Origin of the sequence: Pseudomonas sp. NPDC078416 (genome assembly GCF_050268485.1) — a bacterium.
Taxonomy (GTDB): Bacteria; Pseudomonadota; Gammaproteobacteria; order Pseudomonadales; family Pseudomonadaceae; genus Aquipseudomonas.
The window spans coordinates 1-18,148 of sequence record NZ_JBNNGV010000020.1 but is presented as its reverse complement, the minus strand read 5'-3'; the positions used below and the strand labels follow the sequence as shown (position 1 = coordinate 18,148).

Annotated in this window: 15 protein-coding genes; 6 read left to right on the top strand and 9 right to left on the bottom strand. The window is 58.9% G+C overall.

The features are described from left to right. The first annotated feature begins 197 nt into the window (after positions 1–197). Positions 198–1,862, top strand: a complete 1,665-nt coding sequence (gene ettA / locus ACQKEN_RS17425) for an energy-dependent translational throttle protein EttA (protein ID WP_192173249.1) — start codon at positions 198–200, stop codon at positions 1,860–1,862. A 75-nt stretch (positions 1,863–1,937) separates the two neighbouring features. Here ettA and ACQKEN_RS17420 read toward each other — a convergent pair whose 3' ends face one another. Together ACQKEN_RS17420 and ACQKEN_RS17415 are read right to left on the bottom strand one after the other, a co-directional pair. Then, positions 1,938–2,432, bottom strand: coding sequence for a GreA/GreB family elongation factor (locus ACQKEN_RS17420; RefSeq protein WP_427687361.1), 495 nt, complete (start codon positions 2,430–2,432; stop codon positions 1,938–1,940). An 86-nt stretch (positions 2,433–2,518) separates the two neighbouring features. Further along, entirely contained in the window at positions 2,519–2,878 is a 360-nt protein-coding gene (locus ACQKEN_RS17415) for a hypothetical protein (protein WP_427687359.1), read from the bottom strand. A 227-nt stretch (positions 2,879–3,105) separates the two neighbouring features. Here ACQKEN_RS17415 and ACQKEN_RS17410 point away from each other — a divergent pair, with 227 nt between their 5' ends. Together ACQKEN_RS17410 and ACQKEN_RS17405 are read left to right on the top strand one after the other, a co-directional pair. Continuing rightward, a complete protein-coding gene (locus tag ACQKEN_RS17410) occupies positions 3,106–4,314 on the top strand; it encodes a multidrug effflux MFS transporter (RefSeq protein WP_427687357.1) in 1,209 nt (402 codons plus the stop codon). A 709-nt stretch (positions 4,315–5,023) separates the two neighbouring features. Further along, the gene (locus ACQKEN_RS17405) at positions 5,024–5,716 is read left to right on the top strand and encodes an ArsR/SmtB family transcription factor (RefSeq protein ID WP_427687355.1); all 693 of its coding nucleotides are present in this window, start codon (positions 5,024–5,026) and stop codon (positions 5,714–5,716) included. 72 nt (positions 5,717–5,788) lie between these two features. On the opposite strand, the gene ACQKEN_RS17400 is transcribed toward ACQKEN_RS17405, so the two are convergent. Further along, positions 5,789–6,742 carry an adenosine deaminase gene (locus ACQKEN_RS17400; RefSeq protein ID WP_074888674.1) on the bottom strand — a complete coding sequence of 318 codons (954 nt, stop codon included), beginning with the start codon at positions 6,740–6,742 and terminating at the stop codon, positions 5,789–5,791. Between the two features lie 329 nt (positions 6,743–7,071). Between ACQKEN_RS17400 and ACQKEN_RS17395 the strand changes: the two genes are divergently transcribed. After that, entirely contained in the window at positions 7,072–8,163 is a 1,092-nt protein-coding gene (locus tag ACQKEN_RS17395) for a calcium:proton antiporter (protein ID WP_427687353.1), read from the top strand. 69 nt (positions 8,164–8,232) lie between these two features. Here ACQKEN_RS17395 and ACQKEN_RS17390 read toward each other — a convergent pair whose 3' ends face one another. The 6 genes from ACQKEN_RS17390 to ACQKEN_RS17365 all read right to left on the bottom strand — a co-directional run bounded on the left by ACQKEN_RS17390 (position 8,233) and on the right by ACQKEN_RS17365 (position 14,902). Continuing rightward, the gene (locus ACQKEN_RS17390) at positions 8,233–9,588 is read right to left on the bottom strand and encodes an 8-oxoguanine deaminase (RefSeq protein WP_427687351.1); all 1,356 of its coding nucleotides are present in this window, start codon (positions 9,586–9,588) and stop codon (positions 8,233–8,235) included. A 170-nt stretch (positions 9,589–9,758) separates the two neighbouring features. After that, positions 9,759–10,445 carry an SDR family oxidoreductase gene (locus ACQKEN_RS17385; RefSeq protein WP_427687349.1) on the bottom strand — a complete coding sequence of 229 codons (687 nt, stop codon included), beginning with the start codon at positions 10,443–10,445 and terminating at the stop codon, positions 9,759–9,761. A 602-nt stretch (positions 10,446–11,047) separates the two neighbouring features. Beyond that, complete coding sequence (locus ACQKEN_RS17380) at positions 11,048–11,635, bottom strand: IMPACT family protein (protein ID WP_427687347.1); 588 nt, start codon at positions 11,633–11,635, stop codon at positions 11,048–11,050. A 33-nt stretch (positions 11,636–11,668) separates the two neighbouring features. Continuing rightward, on the bottom strand, positions 11,669–12,328 hold the full coding sequence (locus ACQKEN_RS17375) for a TetR/AcrR family transcriptional regulator (protein ID WP_427687345.1): 660 nt from the start codon (positions 12,326–12,328) through the stop codon (positions 11,669–11,671). Positions 12,329–12,412: 84 nt separating this feature from the next. Next, positions 12,413–13,807 (bottom strand): uracil-xanthine permease family protein, encoded by a 1,395-nt coding sequence (locus ACQKEN_RS17370; protein WP_427687343.1) that lies wholly within the window; start codon positions 13,805–13,807, stop codon positions 12,413–12,415. 174 nt (positions 13,808–13,981) lie between these two features. Beyond that, the gene (locus ACQKEN_RS17365) at positions 13,982–14,902 is read right to left on the bottom strand and encodes a LysR family transcriptional regulator (RefSeq protein WP_427687341.1); all 921 of its coding nucleotides are present in this window, start codon (positions 14,900–14,902) and stop codon (positions 13,982–13,984) included. Positions 14,903–15,046: 144 nt separating this feature from the next. Here ACQKEN_RS17365 and ACQKEN_RS17360 point away from each other — a divergent pair, with 144 nt between their 5' ends. Next, on the top strand, positions 15,047–16,393 hold the full coding sequence (locus tag ACQKEN_RS17360) for an aspartate aminotransferase family protein (RefSeq protein ID WP_282369652.1): 1,347 nt from the start codon (positions 15,047–15,049) through the stop codon (positions 16,391–16,393). A gap of 67 nt (positions 16,394–16,460) precedes the next feature. Further along, on the top strand, positions 16,461–17,954 hold the full coding sequence (locus ACQKEN_RS17355) for a CoA-acylating methylmalonate-semialdehyde dehydrogenase (RefSeq protein WP_427687339.1): 1,494 nt from the start codon (positions 16,461–16,463) through the stop codon (positions 17,952–17,954). Positions 17,955–18,148: the final 194 nt, after the last annotated feature.

Here is an 18,148-nt window from a genome sequence, read left to right as displayed (position 1 = left end):
TCAAATGACCTGCAAGCATTGCTCCAGCTTTAATACCGGTCCTCGGAAGTTTGTCCCCGCCGCGCCGGTTTGGCTCTGATCAATTCAAGGCCCGGAATCGCGCTACGGCAAGTTGCGGCGCGAAGATAAACGCATTTTTTGCGACGCAGCACTAAGCTCGCGCCTTTATTCACAGTCTCATTCCAGGTTTTCATTCCATGGCTCAATACGTCTTTACCATGCATCGGCTGAGCAAAGTTGTTCCGCCGAAGCGGGAAATCCTGAAAAACATCTCCCTCTCGTTTTTCCCCGGCGCCAAGATCGGCGTCCTCGGCCTGAACGGTTCGGGTAAATCCACGCTGCTGAAAATCATGGCCGGCGTCGACACCGAGTTTGACGGTGAAGCGCGCCCGATGCCTGAGCTGAACATCGGCTACCTGCCGCAAGAGCCGCAGCTCGACCCGACCAAGACGGTGCGTGAAGTGGTCGAGGAAGCGGTCAGCGTGATCAAGGACGCTCAAACCCGTCTGGACGAAGTCTATGCCGCTTACGCGGAGCCGGACGCCGATTTCGACAAGCTGGCGGCCGAACAGGCCAAGCTTGAGTCGATCCTGCAAGCCAGCGATGGCCACAACCTGGAGCGCCAGCTGGAAGTCGCCGCCGATGCGTTGCGTCTGCCGGCCTGGGACGCCAAGGTCGAACACCTGTCCGGTGGTGAGAAGCGCCGCGTGGCCCTGTGCCGCCTGTTGCTGTCCGCCCCCGACATGCTGCTGCTCGATGAACCGACCAACCACCTGGACGCCGATTCCGTCGCCTGGCTCGAGCATTTCCTGCACGATTTCCCGGGCACCGTGGTTGCGATCACCCACGACCGGTACTTCCTCGACAACGTCGCGGGCTGGATTCTGGAACTCGACCGCGGCGCGGGCATCCCGTATGAGGGCAACTACTCGGGCTGGCTTGAAGCCAAGTCCGACCGCCTAGCCGCCGAATCCAAGCAGCAGTCGGCCCATGAAAAGGCCATGAAAGAAGAGCTCGAGTGGGTCCGAAAAGGTGCCAAGGCGCGTCAGTCGAAATCCAAGGCTCGTCTGCAACGCTTCGAAGAGCTTCAGTCCCAGGAATTCCAGAAGCGCAGCGAGACCAACGAGATCTACATCCCGGCCGGTCCGCGTCTGGGCGACAAAGTCATCGAATTCAAGAACGTCACCAAGGGCTACGGCGATCGCGTGCTGATCGACAACCTGTCGTTCTCCATGCCCAAAGGCGCCATCGTGGGTGTAATCGGCGGTAACGGTGCCGGTAAGTCGACACTGTTCCGCATGCTGATGGGCAAGGAACAACCGGACTCCGGCTCCATCGAAGTCGGCGAAACCGTGCAGCTGGCGTGCGTCGATCAGAGCCGCGACGACCTGGACGGCAGCAAGACCGTGTTCGCGCAGATTTCCGATGGCTCCGATCAGATCAAGATCGGCAACTACGAAATCCCGTCGCGCACCTATGTCGGCCGTTTCAACTTCAAGGGCGGCGATCAGCAGAAGTTCGTGAAGGATCTGTCTGGCGGTGAGCGCGGTCGTCTGCACCTGGCGCTGACGTTGAAGGAGGGTGGCAACGTCCTGCTGCTGGACGAACCGTCAAACGACCTCGACGTTGAAACCCTGCGTTCCCTCGAAGAAGCGCTGCTGGACTTCCCGGGCGCCGCCATTGTGATCTCTCACGATCGGTGGTTCCTTGACCGCGTTGCGACTCACATCCTCGCGTACGAAGACGATTCCCAAGCCGTGTTCTTCGAAGGCAACTACACCGAGTACGAAGCCGATCGCAAGAAACGCCTCGGCGACGCAGCCGCTCAGCCGCACCGCGTGCGTCACAAGAAGCTGGCCTGATCCGGGTTGGTGTCACAAAAAAACGGAGCCCTCGGGCTCCGTTTTTTGTGTCTGGCTGATGGTGAGTCGATGACGTCAGTCGCCGGCTTCGATCCGTACCACCTCGATCACGGCATCGCCGACCGGCCGCTTCCAGGTGACTTCGTCCCCGACTTTGGCGCCCAGCAATGCTTTACCCAGCGGTGACGCCCAGTTGATCAACTGGCTGCCCGCATCGGCTTGATCCTCACCGACCAACTGCATTCTCTGTTCAACGTTTTCCTCGTCGGCAAATGTCACCCAGCTGCCAATCTGAACCTTGTCATCCGACGTGCTGCTGACCACTTGAGCGCTCTGCAGGCGCTGGTTGAAATAACGCAGGTCGCGTTCGATTTCGGCCATGCGCTGTTTGTCGCCTTCATCGCCTTGGGCGTTGTGTTCGCTGTATTGGGCTTGCAGCTGCTCAACCTGATCGTGCAATTGATCAAGGCCGCGCTGGGTGACGTAATTGGTCTGGGCGCTGATCTGCCGTTCAACCGGCGGGTCGATTTGCGCGGCGGCGTTGTCTTCGTTGACGAAGGCGCGACTCATGGCGGGGCTCCTGTTCATGGCTTAGTCACATTGGGCCATGGTGGGTCCCCGATAGTTTCATCCGTTATCCGGCAGCGGCAGGCAGTTCAATGGGAGCGGTAGGCCTTGGCGGCGTCCTGGGTTTTCTGGTGGTCCCAGTCGCGGTCGCGGTCATTCCATATGCTGTCGCGGCCCTGATCCTGGACATTGCTGTTGGCCAGTTGGGCCTGGCACTGGCGAAATCCGTCCGACCAGCCTTGTGCATACAGCGTGTCACGCAAATAGCGCGGCACGTCCTTCTTGAATTGTCCTTTGATGACATCGATGGATTGCCGCCCGCTCCCGCAGCCATCCTGAAAACCGTCAGCGAATGCCGGTGGGTAACCTTCGGCCAACAGCTGGTCGTGGGTAGACTGACATCCGGCGATAACGACAACGCACCACAGCACAACCCATCGCGCATTCATTTTGATTTCCTCACTGCTTGGGAAAAGTTTAGAAGCGCTTCTGTGAGTTATTGGTAAAAACGCTGTAGGAAATCCATTAACCGATGCTCGGTCGCGCGCAATAAGTTCCACCTTTTTTGCCCTGGAACGATGTCTTGAAAAAACTTCCGGTAATTTTCCTGTGAGCGGGCCGCGCAGATTCAAGGTTGTTAAACTGTCGCGCTGCGCAAAAACGTTTAGGAAGATTGATGAACCTCAGAACGATTCTGATCCTCGGCGCACTCAGCGCCTTCGGCCCATTGGCCATCGACTTTTACCTGCCAGGTTTCCCGGCCATCGCTTTGGCATTCGGCACGGACGAGAAACACGTTCAGCTGACCCTGGCCTCTTATTTCCTCGGCCTGAGCATCGGCCAACTCGCCTACGGCCCGATCGCCGATCGCTTCGGTCGTCGGATCCCGCTGTTGTTTGGCGTCGGCTTGTTCACGCTTGCATCGCTGGCGTGCGCCCTGGCGCCTTCTCTTGAATGGCTGATTGCTGCCCGTTTTGTACAGGCGTTGGGCGGATGTGCCGGCATGGTGCTGTCGCGGGCGATCGTCAGCGACAAATGCTCACCGGTCGACTCGGCCAAGGTGTTCTCGCAACTGATGCTGGTCATGGGGCTGGCGCCGATCCTTGCCCCGATGCTGGGCGGGTTGCTGGTCAACGTGGTGGGGTGGCAGGCTATCTTCCTGACCTTGACCGGTTTCAGCGCACTCACCGCGGTGGCGGTATTCAGGGGCCTGCCGGAAAGCATGCCGGCCGGCCACCCGCGACTGCCGCTCTCGGGCGCATTAGGGTCGTACTGGAATCTGTTGGGCGACCGGATCTTCCTGGGCCACGCGCTCACCGGGGGCATCGCGATGGCCGGGATGTTCTCCTACATTGCAGGCTCGCCTTTCGTTTTCATCAAGCTCTACGGCGTCCCGGCAGAACACTACGGCTGGTTATTCGGCATCAACGCTGCAGGCTTCATTCTCATCGCCCAGGTGAACGCACGACTGGTTGGCCGCTACGGGCCGGCGTGGTTGCTGTCGCGGACTGTCTGGGTCTATCACGCTGCAGCCCTCGCGCTGTTGACCATCGCCTCCCTGCACACCGAAAAGCTGTGGCCACTGCTGATTCCCCTGTTCATCTATATCGCCAGCCTGGGCTGCATCATCCCCAACGCTTCAGCGTGCGCAATGAGCGGACAGGGCAAACGTGCAGGCAGCGCGTCCGCCTTGCTGGGGTGTTTGCAATTCAGTGTCGCTGCGGGCGCTGCGGCACTGGTTGGCGTACTCCATGACGGAACGGCCGTGCCGATGGCGACCGTCATTACATTGTGCGGTGTACTGGCTGTGACGCTTGCAGTGATCACTCGCCGGGCGCAGCAGAAGCGGGACGCGCAGACTCCTCACGCGGATGTGCGTATCTAACGCTCGTCGGCAACGGGAAGGCGTTGCCGATTTACTCCAGGTTTCACGTATGCCTGTACAAGCATGTTCAGGCTGTTGAAAAAGAGTGGGTTATATACGGTTGTTTACTACTTCAGAACTGGAAAGTTCTTACAGAGAATAAAAAACTGTTAACTGAGTTTCGTGCTTGAACGAGAGAAGTTCACTTCTGACGCACCTGTGTGCAGATTATTTTCTTGAAGGGCTCAGGAGTTTCCGGTGTAGGCAATTGCCCTGGCGCCAAATTCGTGGGCTGCCATTACCCGCTCAAATGCCCGTCCTTCAAGGGGTTTCGGCTATCTGCCGGAATCTGCGCCGCGAAGCGGTTGCCGGATTGTGCTGAACATTTGCCAATACGGCCCACAAACAAAGGCCGAGGCAACGGACAAGTTGATCCCCCGATCGACTCCAGGTCTTATACTAAGCGCCGTCATGGATCCGATTTAATCCTCACTTTTCTAACTGTATCGCTCGGGCGCAGCTATCTGTATCACTCGCAAGTTCCAGCGATCAGAGTTCGTGTGACGTGATTTAAATCAAGATTCGTTTTCACCTTAAACACCGATGATGGTTCATCAGCTACCGCCCGGCGCTTTCGACTGATTACGCCCGTGATACTGCGCCAATGGCACGCTTCGACCTGCGCACCGGCGCCGGTCTGCTTAGATAATGTTCAACAGGGAGTGAAGACATGGAATACGTACCTTGCATCAGCCAGATCGCTGCGTTGCTCGCCGACCCCAAACGCAGCGCGATCGTATGGGCATTGATGGACGGAACGTCGCGGGCTGCTAATGAAGTCGCTTCGCTTGTGGGTATTTCCACTTCATCCGCCGGTGCGCATCTGGCACGTCTTGCTGCCGGCGGACTGCTGCGCCACGAAGTTCGAGCCCGCAAGCGCTACTTCAGGCTCGCGGCGCCGGAAGTCCGGACCGCCGTCCAGGCGCTGGTCAGTGCATCGATGGTCAGCGCGGATCTGATCAGCCGCAGCATGGCGCAGCCGCTGCCGCCCCTGCCGTTATGCCGCGCCAGTGTCTGTGCGGATCATCTTGGCGGCGAAATGGGTGCCGAGCTGTATTTAAGGATGTTGGGCGCAGGCTGGATCGAACAATCCGAACACCGGCTGGAAGTCACCAGTGTCGGTATTTCCCGCTTTGCCGAACGGGGTATCTTTATTCCCGCGCTGGCCCACAGACGACGCGAGGCCGTCTGTGCCTGTGTCGACTGCCATGAAAGCAGGCCGCACCTGGGCGGCGCTTTGGGCGCTGGGCTGTTGCAGTTGTTCATGCAGCTGGGTTGGCTGCGGGCGACGGAAGAGGCCTCCACGTTGCAGGTCTCTTCCAATGGGCAGCGAGAAATCAGCAAGATCGCCTCGGCGGCGTGACGCCCCGAGAGGGCAGCGTGGCGTGTGGCGCAGAATGTCCACACGCTGTTGCTGATCAAGGGGCGTGGCTGATCAGGGCTTGATCAGGCGGGCGTCGAGGCTGTTCTGCGCCAGGCGCCTGGCCTGATCCTGGGTCATGCCGAGGTGGGTATGCAGTGCGTGGAAGTTCTCGGTCACGTAGCCACCGAAGTACGCCGGGTCATCGGAGTTGACGGTTACTTTTACGCCGCGCTCGAGCATGTCGAGAATGTTGTGCTGACCCATGTGATCGAAAACGCAGAGCTTGGTGTTGGACAGCGGGCAGACCGTCAGGGGGATTTGCTCATCAATGATGCGCTGCATCAGGCGCTCGTCCTCGATGGCGCGCACGCCATGATCGATACGCTGGATTTTCAGCAAATCCAGTGCTTCCCAGATGTACTCCGGCGGACCTTCCTCACCTGCGTGGGCAACGGTCAGGAAGCCTTCACCGCGAGCGCGATCGAAGACGCGCTTGAACTTGCTCGGCGGGTGGCCCATTTCCGAGCTGTCCAGGCCGACGGCCACGAAGGTGTCGCGATAGGGCAGGGCCATGTCGAGGGTCTTCTGCGCTTCGTCTTCGCTCAAGTGGCGCAGGAAGCTGAGGATCAGGCCGCTGCCGATGCCGAGCTTTTCCTTGCCGTCTTTCAACGCGCCGGCGATGCCGTTGAGTACGACTTCAAAAGGGATACCGCGGTCGGTGTGGGTCTGAGGGTCGAAGAACGGTTCGGTGTGAATGACGTTCTGCGCCTTGCAGCGCTCCAGGTAAGCCCACGTCAGGTCGTAGAAATCCTGCTCGGTGCGCAGCACGTCGGCGCCGCGGTAATACAGGTCGAGAAACTCCTGCAGATTGTTGAAGGCGTAGGCCTTGCGCAGGGTTTCGACGTCCGCCCAGGGCAGGGCGATCTTGTTGCGCTCAGCCAGAGCGAATAACAGTTCCGGCTCCAGCGAGCCCTCCAGATGCAGGTGCAGTTCTGCCTTGGGCAGGGCGTTCAACCAGTCGTACATGGGCTTTGTCTCGTAAGGTGCAATGGCGGGCATTCTACAGAGTCAGGCGCGCGGGCTGAATAAAACCTGACCGGACGGTTCACACAGTACGTTGGCTCCCATTGCCACAGGCGCGTGCACCGATAGGCCGCTTTTGCAGGTGTTTCTCGGTACGTGGATGTCTTGAACATAGCCAGTGTGAAGGCAATTTGAGGCGGCGGCGCGACGATGTGTCGCGACCCGCTGCTAACCTGTCTTGAAACCTTTGTTTACATCCACACTCTCAAGCGCTTCAGTAAACTTCACTTCATGGATGTGCGGCCAGGGTCGCAAGGGGCTAAAAGGCAGCGATGGGCACGATTCTCAAGCAGGAAAAGTTTCTTCTACTGGCGGTCATTGCGACTTTTTTCGCGTACTTCTACGAACACTCATTGCTCAGCAACGGAAATACCGTCGCGCTGATCGCGGGCATCGCCCTGGTGGGCTTCATCATCTGCGCCTCGCTGCGCGTGGCTCACCACGCCGAGTTGCTGGCGGAAAAGGTCGGTGATCCCTACGGCACGATGATCCTGACGTTGTCGGCGGTGCTGGTTGAGGTCGTGATTCTGGCGATCATGATGAATAACGAACCGTCACCCACGCTGGTGCGCGACACCATCTACTCGGCCGTGATGCTCGACATCAACGGGATTCTGGGTCTTGCCGCGTTGATGGGCGGGCTCAAACACGGTGAACAGTCCTACAACGATGACTCCGCGCGGTCTTACAGCGTGATGATTCTGACGGCCATGGCGGTGTCGATGGTCGTGCCGGAATTCATCCCGGAAGGGAAGTGGAAGCTGTATTCGGCCTTCACCATCGGCGCGATGATTTTGCTTTATGCGCTGTTCCTGCGTATGCAGGTCGGGCCCCACAGTTACTTTTTCAGCTACAGCTACCCGGACAAGAAGCGCCGCAAGGGTGAGGCAGAGGAAGCGCACGAGCCCGTCAACCTGACGCTCTCGATCGCTACGCTGGTCTTCGGCGTGGTGGTGATTGGCGCGTTGGCCGAGGTCATGTCGAAAACCGTCGATCTGGGCCTGGAAGGCAGCGGCGCGCCGCCGGTGATGACAGCGATTCTGGTGGCGGCGATTTCGGCAGCGCCGGAGATCCTGACCGCACTGCGAGCCGCGCTGGCCAACCGCATGCAGTCAGTGGTCAACATTGCCCTGGGTGCTTCGCTTTCGACGGTGATCCTCACCGTGCCGGTCATGGAAGGCATGGCGCTTTACAGCGGCCAGGCGTTCCAGATGGCGATGACGCCAGTGCAGACCGTGATGATCTTCGTCACCCTGTTGGTCTGTGCCATCAACCTCAACGACGGCGAGACCAACGCCATCGAAGGCATGACGCATTTCGTGCTGTTTGCCACCTTCATCGCGCTGTCTTTGATGGGGTTGTAACCCCGGTTCGGCTTGAATCCAGCGGTGGGGGAGTCAGCAGTTTCACTTCCCCACTGCTGTCACAGCGCATCACGCCCTGATCAATTCCGCAGCAGCCTGCCGGTGGTCTGCAATCAATCCCCTCAGATCCAGCCCTTCTACCTGACCTTCAATCACCCGCCATTTGCCGCTGATCATCACCCGGTCTGCGCGATCAGCGCCGCACAGCAACAGCGCCGAGAGCGGATCGTGACTGCCGGAGAAGCGCAACTCGTCCAGCTTGAACAGCGCCAGATCAGCCTGCTTGCCCACAGCCAACTCGCCGATATCATGCCGGCCCAGCAATTGCGCCGAGCCCCTGATCGCCCAGCCTAACGCCAGCTCCGGCGTTATTTTTTCCGCCCCGTAGCGCAAGCGCTGCATGTAAAGCGCCTGCTTGGCTTCAAGCATCATGTTCGAGGCATCATTTGACGCAGAACCGTCGACACCCAGACCGATCGGCGCGCCTGCGGCAAGCAGGTCCAGCGTGGGGCAGATGCCTGACGCAAGGCGCATGTTCGAACTCGGGCAGTGACAGACCCCGGTGCCGGCCTGACCGAGTCGGGTGATCTCTTCGCTGTTGAAATGAATGCCGTGGGCCAGCCAGGTACGAGGCCCAAGCCAACCGACGCTGTCCAGGTAATCCACTGTGCGCAGGCCGAAGCGCTGCAGGCAGAAGTCCTCTTCGTCCAGGGTTTCGGCCAGATGCGTGTGCAGGCGCACGTCGTGCTTCTCCGCCAAGGCCGCGCTTTCGGCCATGATCTCGGTTGTGACGGAAAACGGCGAGCACGGCGCCAACGCAATCTGGATCTGCGCGCCATCATCCCGCTCGTGGTAGGTCTCGATCAACCGCACGCTGTCATCGAGGATCACCTGGCCCTGCTGGACGGTTTGCTGGGGTGGCAGGCCTCCGTCGGCCTCGCCCAGGGTCATAGAGCCTCGTGTCAGCATCGCGCGCATACCCAGTTCGCGGACGCTTTCCACCTGGATATCGATGGCGTCTTCCAGACCCTGGGGAAACAGATAATGATGGTCGGCGGCGGTGGTACAGCCTGACAGCAGCAACTCTGTCAGGGCGACCTTGCTGGCCAATGCGAGTTTTTTCGGCGTTAGCCGCGCCCACACCGGGTACAGGGTTTTCAGCCAGGGGAATAGCGGCTGATTGACTACCGGGCCCCAGGCGCGGGTCAGAGTCTGATAGAAGTGGTGGTGCGTGTTGATCAGGCCAGGCAGCAAGACGTGCTCGCGCGCATCGAACACGTGATCGCAAGGCTGTGCAGGCTGTTGCCCCAGCGGGAGCATCTCAACGATAACCCCGCCTTCGATCACCAGGCCGCCGCGAGCATCGAACTCATTGGCCGTGAAAACGGCGAGGGGATTTTGTAACCAGGTACGGATCGCGGGCATTGGCCGGCTCCTCTGAAAGTGGGTTCAGGTCGCCAGCTCAGTGTTGCCCTGTCTGCTGATCCAGGGTCGCCGCAGCAACGAATGTGCTGCGAGGCGAGGGCGGATTCTAGAGTGTTGTGGCGGGCGCGGGCAAGTCGCGACAGCTCACGCTGCCGCGACTTACGTCGCAATCACCAGGGAATCGTCTCACCCTTGTAGTTCACGAAGTGATGACCACCTTTCCCCGCAAACCGCTCAAGCTGCTCAACGATCCCATGCACGCTGGTCTCGACGTCGATATCCGCGCCTTCCCCGCCCATCGCCGTACGGACCCAACCCGGGTGCATCGAGAGCACGGTGGGTTTGTTCTCGCCCAATTGCGTCACGAAGGTGTTGGTCATTGAGTTCAGCGCGGCTTTGCTGGCTTTGTACAACGCCATCTCTGGCGCGTCCGGCATGGTGACGCTGCCGAGCACCGAGCTCATGAACGCGATTAACCCGGTCTCGGGACGGATCTGGTCAACGAAGCGCTTGGCCAAGCGGATTGGCGCGACGGCATTGGTGAGAAATAGCTGGCCCAGTTCGCCGGCGGTGGCGTCGGTGGGATTGGGGTGCATCGGGCCCATTACGCCGGCGTTGACGAACAACAGGTCATAAGTCTGACCCTTGAGGTTGTGGGTGAGCACTTCGAGGGACGATTGCTCGTCGATGTCCAGTGTCTGCAATTGCACGTTCGGCAGTGCTTTAAGCTCGTCGGCCTTCTGGGCGTCCCGGACGGTGGCGGTGACTTCCCAGCCCAGTTCCGTCAGACGTTTCACCAATCCGAGGCCAAGGCCGCGTGAAGCGCCGATGATCAGGGCTGTTTTAGGGGTGGACATTGGAATGACTCCTGTACAGGCAAACGAAAAATTTCACTCAGTCGATGGACATCGCGATGCGGCGGGAATTTTGTTTCTTGAAGCACTGTGCGGCCGCAAGGCGCATAAGTTAGCGGCAGAGGATGACAGAGGCTTACGACATATGTGAGTGAACGTTTCCGATATGAATGTCAGGCGATCAGGATGGCGCACGATCGACCACCGCCTGATGGTGTGTCTGTATAAAAAACATCCAGCTATGCCCAATGCGTGTCGTACAAGGCACTCTGCGGAGGCTTGCACGGGTTATCCACAGATTGCTCCACAGGTAATGTGGGTAGTTGCGGATTGGGGGTATGACGCGCCTGAAACGAGCGCCGCATCGGGATAAAGGGCGCTAACGTCCTGTTTTTCCGCTCCTTTTATTCACAGCGAACGCTTTTGGATAAAAAATGATCAAGCAGCGCAAAGCCTTATGCATCAAGGCCTGCGGCGATGTGCGCTCAGCTTGTCCACAGGCAGGTGCACAGTAGATGTGAGCAAATGCCACTGCGATTACATCCATTGCGTTTCCGTGCAGCGCCAGTTTTAACCGGGAAGGCGTCGATGTGGCCGTGGATCGACTACTGCGCCTGCTGCAACACGATCCGCCCGCGACTGATGTCGGACAATTGGCGCTGAAGGGTCTCAACCTGATCAGGCCCTAGCGCGATTGAGAGCGTGACGCCGTTTGCGTTGAAGCGCTCATCCTCCACAAGCCCGTTGAGTTCAGCCACTCGCAGCTTTATCAGCACCAGTTCGCTGAAGCTGCAATCGAATTGCAACGGCACTCGGTTGACCAACGGCATCCGATCCGCCTGCTGCAGGCATTTGTTCGCCCCCCCACCATAGGCCCTCGCGAGCCCGCCGGTGCCCAGTTGAATCCCGCCGTACCAGCGAATGACCAGCACAACGATTCGATCAAAATCCTGAGCATCAATGGCCGCGAGTATCGGCCGCCCAGCCGTGCCGCCCGGTTCGCCGTCGTCGTTGCTGCGGTACTGCGCGCCTAGTTTCCAGGCCCAGCAATTGTGCGTCGCGTCGAGATCACCGTGTTGCTCGATAAACACTTGAGCATCGGCAGCAGTGTCGATCGGCGCGGCGAGGGTAATGAAGCGGCTCTTGCGAATCTCTTCGCGAAACTCGCAGGGGCCGGTGAGCGTAAAAGGCATCGGAATTCCAGACTGCACTTGAGGTTTCAGAAGTTATAAAGCAGGCGTGAGTCCGCAGCCTTTGAGAATGATGCGAATCAAGTTATCCCCAGCGGCCTCCATGTCTTGCTTGGTCAGCTTCGAACGGCCGGTGACCTGGCAAATCTGGGTGGCGAAGTCAGCGTAATGCTGGGTGCTGCCCCACAGCAGGAAAATCAAATGCACCGGATCGACCGGGTCCATTTTCCCGGCGTCGATCCAGGCCTGGAAAACGGCGGCACGCCCCTGAAACCATTCGCGGTAGTCCTGGCTGAAATACTGATTCAGGCACTCGCCGCCACTGATGATCTCCATCGCGAAAATGCGCGAGGCCTGTGGCTGGCGTCGTGAGAACTCCATCTTGGCGCGGATGTAGTGCGTCAGCGCCTGTGCCGGATCGTCGTCTGCGCTCAGGTTGTTAAACGTGCTGTCCCATAACTCGATGATGTTGCTCAGTACCGCGATATAGAGACCCAGCTTATTGGTGAAGTAGTAATGCAGGTTGGCTTTGGGCAGGCCGGCGTTCTGCGCGATCGTGTTCATGCTGGTGCCCTTGAAACCATGACGAGCGAATTCGTCCTCAGCCGCCTTCAAGATCGCTTCTTCGTTTTTCTGGCGAATGCGGCTGGCCGGTTTGGTGGCGCTGGGGCTGTGAGCGGGGACTTCAAGGGTCATGTGCGGTTCCAGACGGATCATTGGGTGCGACGCGGTGAACACATAGCGCACCCGCGAGGATCCGACAAGCGTTGCCCTCGTAAATCAGTGCTCAAAGGATTCCGTTGTGTGTTTTTTGGCTTCGCCCGTTTCATTTGTTTCTTTGGCTTCCGGAAGCATCAGGCTCATCACGATGGCCGTGAGCCCGCCGCTGGTGATCGCCGAGTCGAAAAGGCTTTGCACCCATTGCGGCAGATGATGCAGCAGCGTCGGTTGCGCCGCGATACCCAGTCCTACTCCGAACGAGGTGGCGATGATCAACATGCTGCGGCGATCCAGCGGCGCTTGCGCGAGGATCCGCACGCCTGCCGCTGCAACGCTGCCGAACATCACCAATGTCGCGCCGCCAAGCACCGGCTTAGGAATCTGCTGAAGCATCGCACCGATCACCGGGAACAGCCCGAGTAGAAACAGGATTGCTCCGATGTACAGACCCACATACCGACTGGCCACGCCGGTGAGCTGGATCACGCCGTTGTTCTGGGCGAAGGTCGTGTTGGGAAAGGCGCTGAATGTCGCCGCGATCATGCAGCTGACGCCGTCGCCCAGCACACCGCCCTTCAGCCGGGCAATATAGCTGGGGCCTTTGATGGGTTCGCGGGAGAGCATGCAGTTGGCGGTAAGGTCGCCGACGGTTTCGATGCTGCTGATCAGATAAATCAGCGCCACCGGTAGGAATGCTGCCCAGTCGAAGCTGAATCCGAACCGAAAGGGCACAGGAACGGTGACCAGCGCAACGTCGGCAATGGAGTGAGGTACGAGCTTGCCGCTGAACCAGGCCGCAATGCTGCCGACCGCGAGCCCGATGATGATTGCCGACAGCCGTAACCAGGGCGCGCTCGAACGGTTGAGCACGATGATCACTGCCAACACGAAGACGCCAAGGGCCAGATTGACTGGCTCGCCGAAGTCCGGGGCGTTGAAGCCGCCTCCCAGATCCGTCACGCCAACCTTGATCAAGCTGACGCCGATCAGCGTGATGACGATGCCGGTTACCAGCGGCGTGATCACCCGACGCAGTTGGCCGATGAAACGGCTCAGCACAATCTGTACGACGGCGCCGAAGAAACACACCCCGAACACCATGGCCATGATGTCCTCCGGGCTGCCACCGCGCTGCTTGACCATGAAGCCAGCAGAAAGCACCGCGCCGAGAAACGCGAAACTGGTGCCCTGCAGGCAAATCATGCCGGCGCCGATACCGAACGGCCGGCGCGCTTGAATGAACGTCCCTACGCCCGAGACCATCAGCGCCATGCTGATCAGATAAGGCATGTAAGCACCGAGCCCGAGCGCCGACCCGATAATCAGTGGCGGCGTGATAATGCCCACGAATGCAGCGAGCACATGCTGGATTGCCGCCAGGATGGCGGGCCCGGGGCGCAGCCGGTCGTTGAGGCCATAGATGAGGTCGTTAGTGTCTGGCGCTTCAGGCTGCATGCTGGCTCTCGATTTTGTGTAGGGCTTCGACATCCAGCCTTACTGCAAAAACCTGTCCAACTGATCAGATACCTATCTGCTGACTGCCCTGATAAGCAATGCCAACAAGGAGATAGCCGCATGTCCGACCCGATTGCCTGCGCGTTATTGAGGTACCGACTGACTGAGGCGGCATCATCGTGTGGCAGCCAGACTCTCCAGAAAACTTTCCAGCACCAAATGAGGGCGGCGGCCTTTGCGCGTGACGGTCACAAGGCTCACATCGTAAAACCGCGCTGTGGGCTTCAGCGCACGTAGCCGCCCCTGCTGCACCCAAAGGCTGGCGTAATGATCGGGCAGATAGCCGATGTAGCGCCCCGTCAGAATCAGAAACGCCATGCCTTCCCGGTCCGAGGCGCTCGCGGTGCATTTCAGCGCCTGGTAGTGAGCCTGGATTTCACCCGGCAGACGAAACGTGGGCGCAATGGTCTCCTGCGCGGACAGTCGGTCGTCATCCAGTTGCGCATCGTCGGCGTAAAACAGCGGGTGGCCAACCGCGCAGTACAGCAGCGAACGTTCGCTATACAGCGGCTGATATTCCAGTCCCGACAAGGCGCTGGCCTGGGGTACGACGCCAACGTGCAAGCTGCCGTCGAGCACACCCTGCTCGACTTCGTTGGGCGCGATCATGCGGATATTGATATGCACGTCCGGGCCACGTTCTTTCAATTGGGAAAGCGCGTGGGTGATCCGCATATGGGGGAGGGTCACCAGATTGTCCGTAAGCCCAATGTTCAGCTCGCCGCGAAGGTGTCGGTGAAGACCATTCACCTCCGTACGAAAACTCTCGAGGGCGCTTAGTAACTGCAGCGATGACTGATAGACCTCGCGGCCTTCCTCTGTAAGCGAAAACCCCGCACGACCCCGTTGGCAAAGACGCAATCCCAGGCGCTGCTCAAGGTCACTCATCTGCTGACTGATGGCGGAGCGACCAATACCCAGCGCGCTTTCCGCTGCCGAAAAGCCGCCTGACTCCACTACGCTACGAAAGATGCGCAGCAGACGGATATCAAAATCGCTGACCTGCGCCAGAGGGTCGTTACGGCGGGTGCTCATAGTTTAGTAACCAGTCAACTGAAGATCGTAAAAGCAGGGTTTTTCGAACTTTATGCCCGTGGCACTTTAGCTGCAACCGGCCTTGCTCCTGCTCTCACATCAGTTAGGAAATCAGGCCACCCATGCCCAGTGAGGTTAATTCCGATGAATATGCCCGAATCGTCTGACATGTCTCTGGCGAGCCAGCTCAAACTTGACGCCCACTGGATGCCCTACACGGCGAACCGAAATTTCCATCGTGATCCACGGCTGATCGTCGCCGCCGAAGGCAGCTATCTCACGGATGACAAGGGCCGCAAAATTTATGACGGTCTGTCGGGACTGTGGACGTGTGGGGCAGGGCATACACGCAAGGAGATTCAGGAAGCGGTTTCCCGCCAGCTGGGTACGCTGGACTACTCGCCAGGATTCCAGTTCGGACACCCGCTGTCCTTCCAGCTGGCTGAAAAGATCACCGATCTGACACCCGGCAAGCTGAATCACGTCTTCTATACCGACTCCGGATCGGAATGCGCTGACACTGCCGTCAAGATGGTGCGGGCTTACTGGCGTTTGAAAGGTCAGGCGACCAAAACCAAGATGATCGGTCGCGCCCGTGGCTATCACGGCGTGAACATCGCGGGCACCAGCCTGGGTGGCGTCAACGGCAACCGCAAGATGTTCGGGCAATTGATGGATGTCGATCATCTGCCTCATACGCTGCTCGCGAGCAACGCCTATTCACGGGGCATGCCAGAGCAGGGCGGCATTGCGCTTGCCGATGAAATGCTCAAGCTGATCGAACTGCACGACGCTTCTAACATTGCAGCGGTGATTGTCGAGCCCATGGCGGGTTCTGCGGGCGTGATTGTTCCGCCGCAGGGCTATCTCAAGCGCCTGCGTGAAATCTGTGATCAACACAACATTCTGCTGATATTCGATGAGGTGATCACGGGCTTTGGCCGTACCGGCTCGATGTTCGGCGCCGACAGCTTCGGCGTGACGCCGGACCTGATGTGCATTGCCAAGCAGATCACCAACGGTGCGATCCCGATGGGGGCAGTGATTGCCAGCACCGAGATTTACCAGACGTTCATGAATCAGCCGACGCCCGAGTACGCCGTGGAATTTCCCCATGGCTACACCTATTCAGCGCATCCCGTTGCCTGCGCCGCCGGTCTCGCCGCGCTGGAAATCATTCAGCGCGAGAACCTGGTGCAGCAAGTGGCTGAAACCGCGCCGCACTTCGAAGGCTATTTGCATGCGTTGAAGGGCAGCAAGAATGTGGTCGATATTCGCAATTACGGTCTCGCTGGCGCCATTCAGATTGCGCCGCGCGACGGCGACGCCATTGTGCGTCCATTCGAGACGGCCATGAAACTGTGGAAGGCAGGTTTCTATGTGCGCTTCGGCGGTGACACTCTGCAATTCGGACCGACCTTCAATAGCAAGGCCGAGGACCTTGATCGCATGTTTGATGCGGTCGGCCAGGCGCTGAATCAAATCGACTGATCACCTTTTATTTGCTCACAGGCGCAGTTTGGGTGCGCCTGCGGGCTCACGTTTTCCGGAGTTATGCATGAGCACCATTCAGCACCTGATTCATGGCGAGTTGGTCAACGGAAATGGCCGAGCCGCCGATGTGTTCAATCCGTCGACCGGCCAAGTGGTTCGCACAGTACTTCTCGCCAGTCGCGAAACCGTCCAACAGGCGATCGACTCTGCCAAGGCCGCCTTTCCCGCGTGGCGTAACACACCGCCAGCCAAACGCGCGCAGGTCATGTTCCGCTTCAAGCAATTGCTGGAACAGAACGAGGCGCGTATTGCCCGGCTCATTAGCGAAGAACACGGCAAGACCCTCGAAGATGCAGCGGGAGAACTCAAGCGGGGTATCGAAAACGTCGAATACGCCTGTGCGGCGCCTGAAATTCTCAAGGGCGAGTACAGCCGCAACGTCGGACCGAACATTGATGCGTGGTCTGACTTTCAGCCCCTTGGCGTAGTGGCTGGCATCACCCCGTTCAACTTCCCGGCCATGGTTCCGCTGTGGATGTATCCGTTGGCGATCGCCTGCGGCAACTGTTTCATCCTCAAACCTTCCGAGCGTGATCCAAGCTCAACATTGCTGATCGCTGAGTTGCTGCATGAAGCTGGATTGCCAAAGGGCGTACTCAATGTCGTGCACGGCGACAAAGTAGCGGTTGATGCGCTGATCGAAGCCCCTGACGTCAAAGCGTTGAGTTTCGTCGGCTCAACCCCGATCGCTGAGTACATCTATAAGGAAGCCACCGCACGCGGTAAGCGGGTACAGGCATTGGGCGGCGCGAAGAACCACGCAGTGTTGATGCCCGACGCGGACCTGGATAACGCCGTGAGCGCATTGATGGGGGCGGCTTATGGTTCGTGCGGCGAGCGCTGCATGGCGATTTCGGTTGCAGTGTGCGTGGGTGACCAGGTTGCCGATGCGCTGGTGGCCAAGCTGGTGCCGCAAATCAACGGATTGAAGATCGGTGCCGGGACTTCCAGCGGTCTCGATATGGGACCTCTCGTCACCGGGCAGCATCGTGACAAAGTCAGCACCTATATAGAAGACGGGGTAGGTGCAGGTGCGAAGCTGGTGGTGGACGGTCGTGGGCTCTCAGTCCCCGGACACGAAGAGGGGTTCTTCCTGGGTGGATGCCTGTTCGACCAGGTCACGGCCGAGATGCGCATCTATAAAGAAGAGATATTCGGTCCGGTGCTCTGCATTGTGCGTGTGGACAGCCTCGAACAAGCGATGCAGTTAATCAACGACCACGAATATGGCAATGGCACGTGCATCTTCACTCGCGATGGTGAGGCGGCCCGTCTGTTCTGCGACGAGATCGAAGTAGGTATGGTTGGGGTGAACGTTCCGCTGCCTGTACCTGTGGCTTATCACAGCTTTGGCGGATGGAAGCGGTCACTGTTTGGTGACCTGCATGCTTACGGTCCGGATGGCGTTCGCTTCTATACCCGTCGCAAAGCCATCACTCAGCGTTGGCCGCAACGTGCCAGTCACGAAGCTTCGCAGTTCGCGTTCCCAAGTCTTTAAAGCTCTGGGTGGGCACGTCCCCAAACTTGGCCACCCCGTCAGCTATTTTTGATCGATATGACAGTTTCATTAAATTAGGGGTTGACGCCTCTCTGGATCTGTCTATAATTCGCCCCACTTCCGGCGCAGACGAAACGGAAAACTCCTTGATAATCAAAGAGTTGGACGAAGTAAGCAGCGAGGAATGCTTCGGT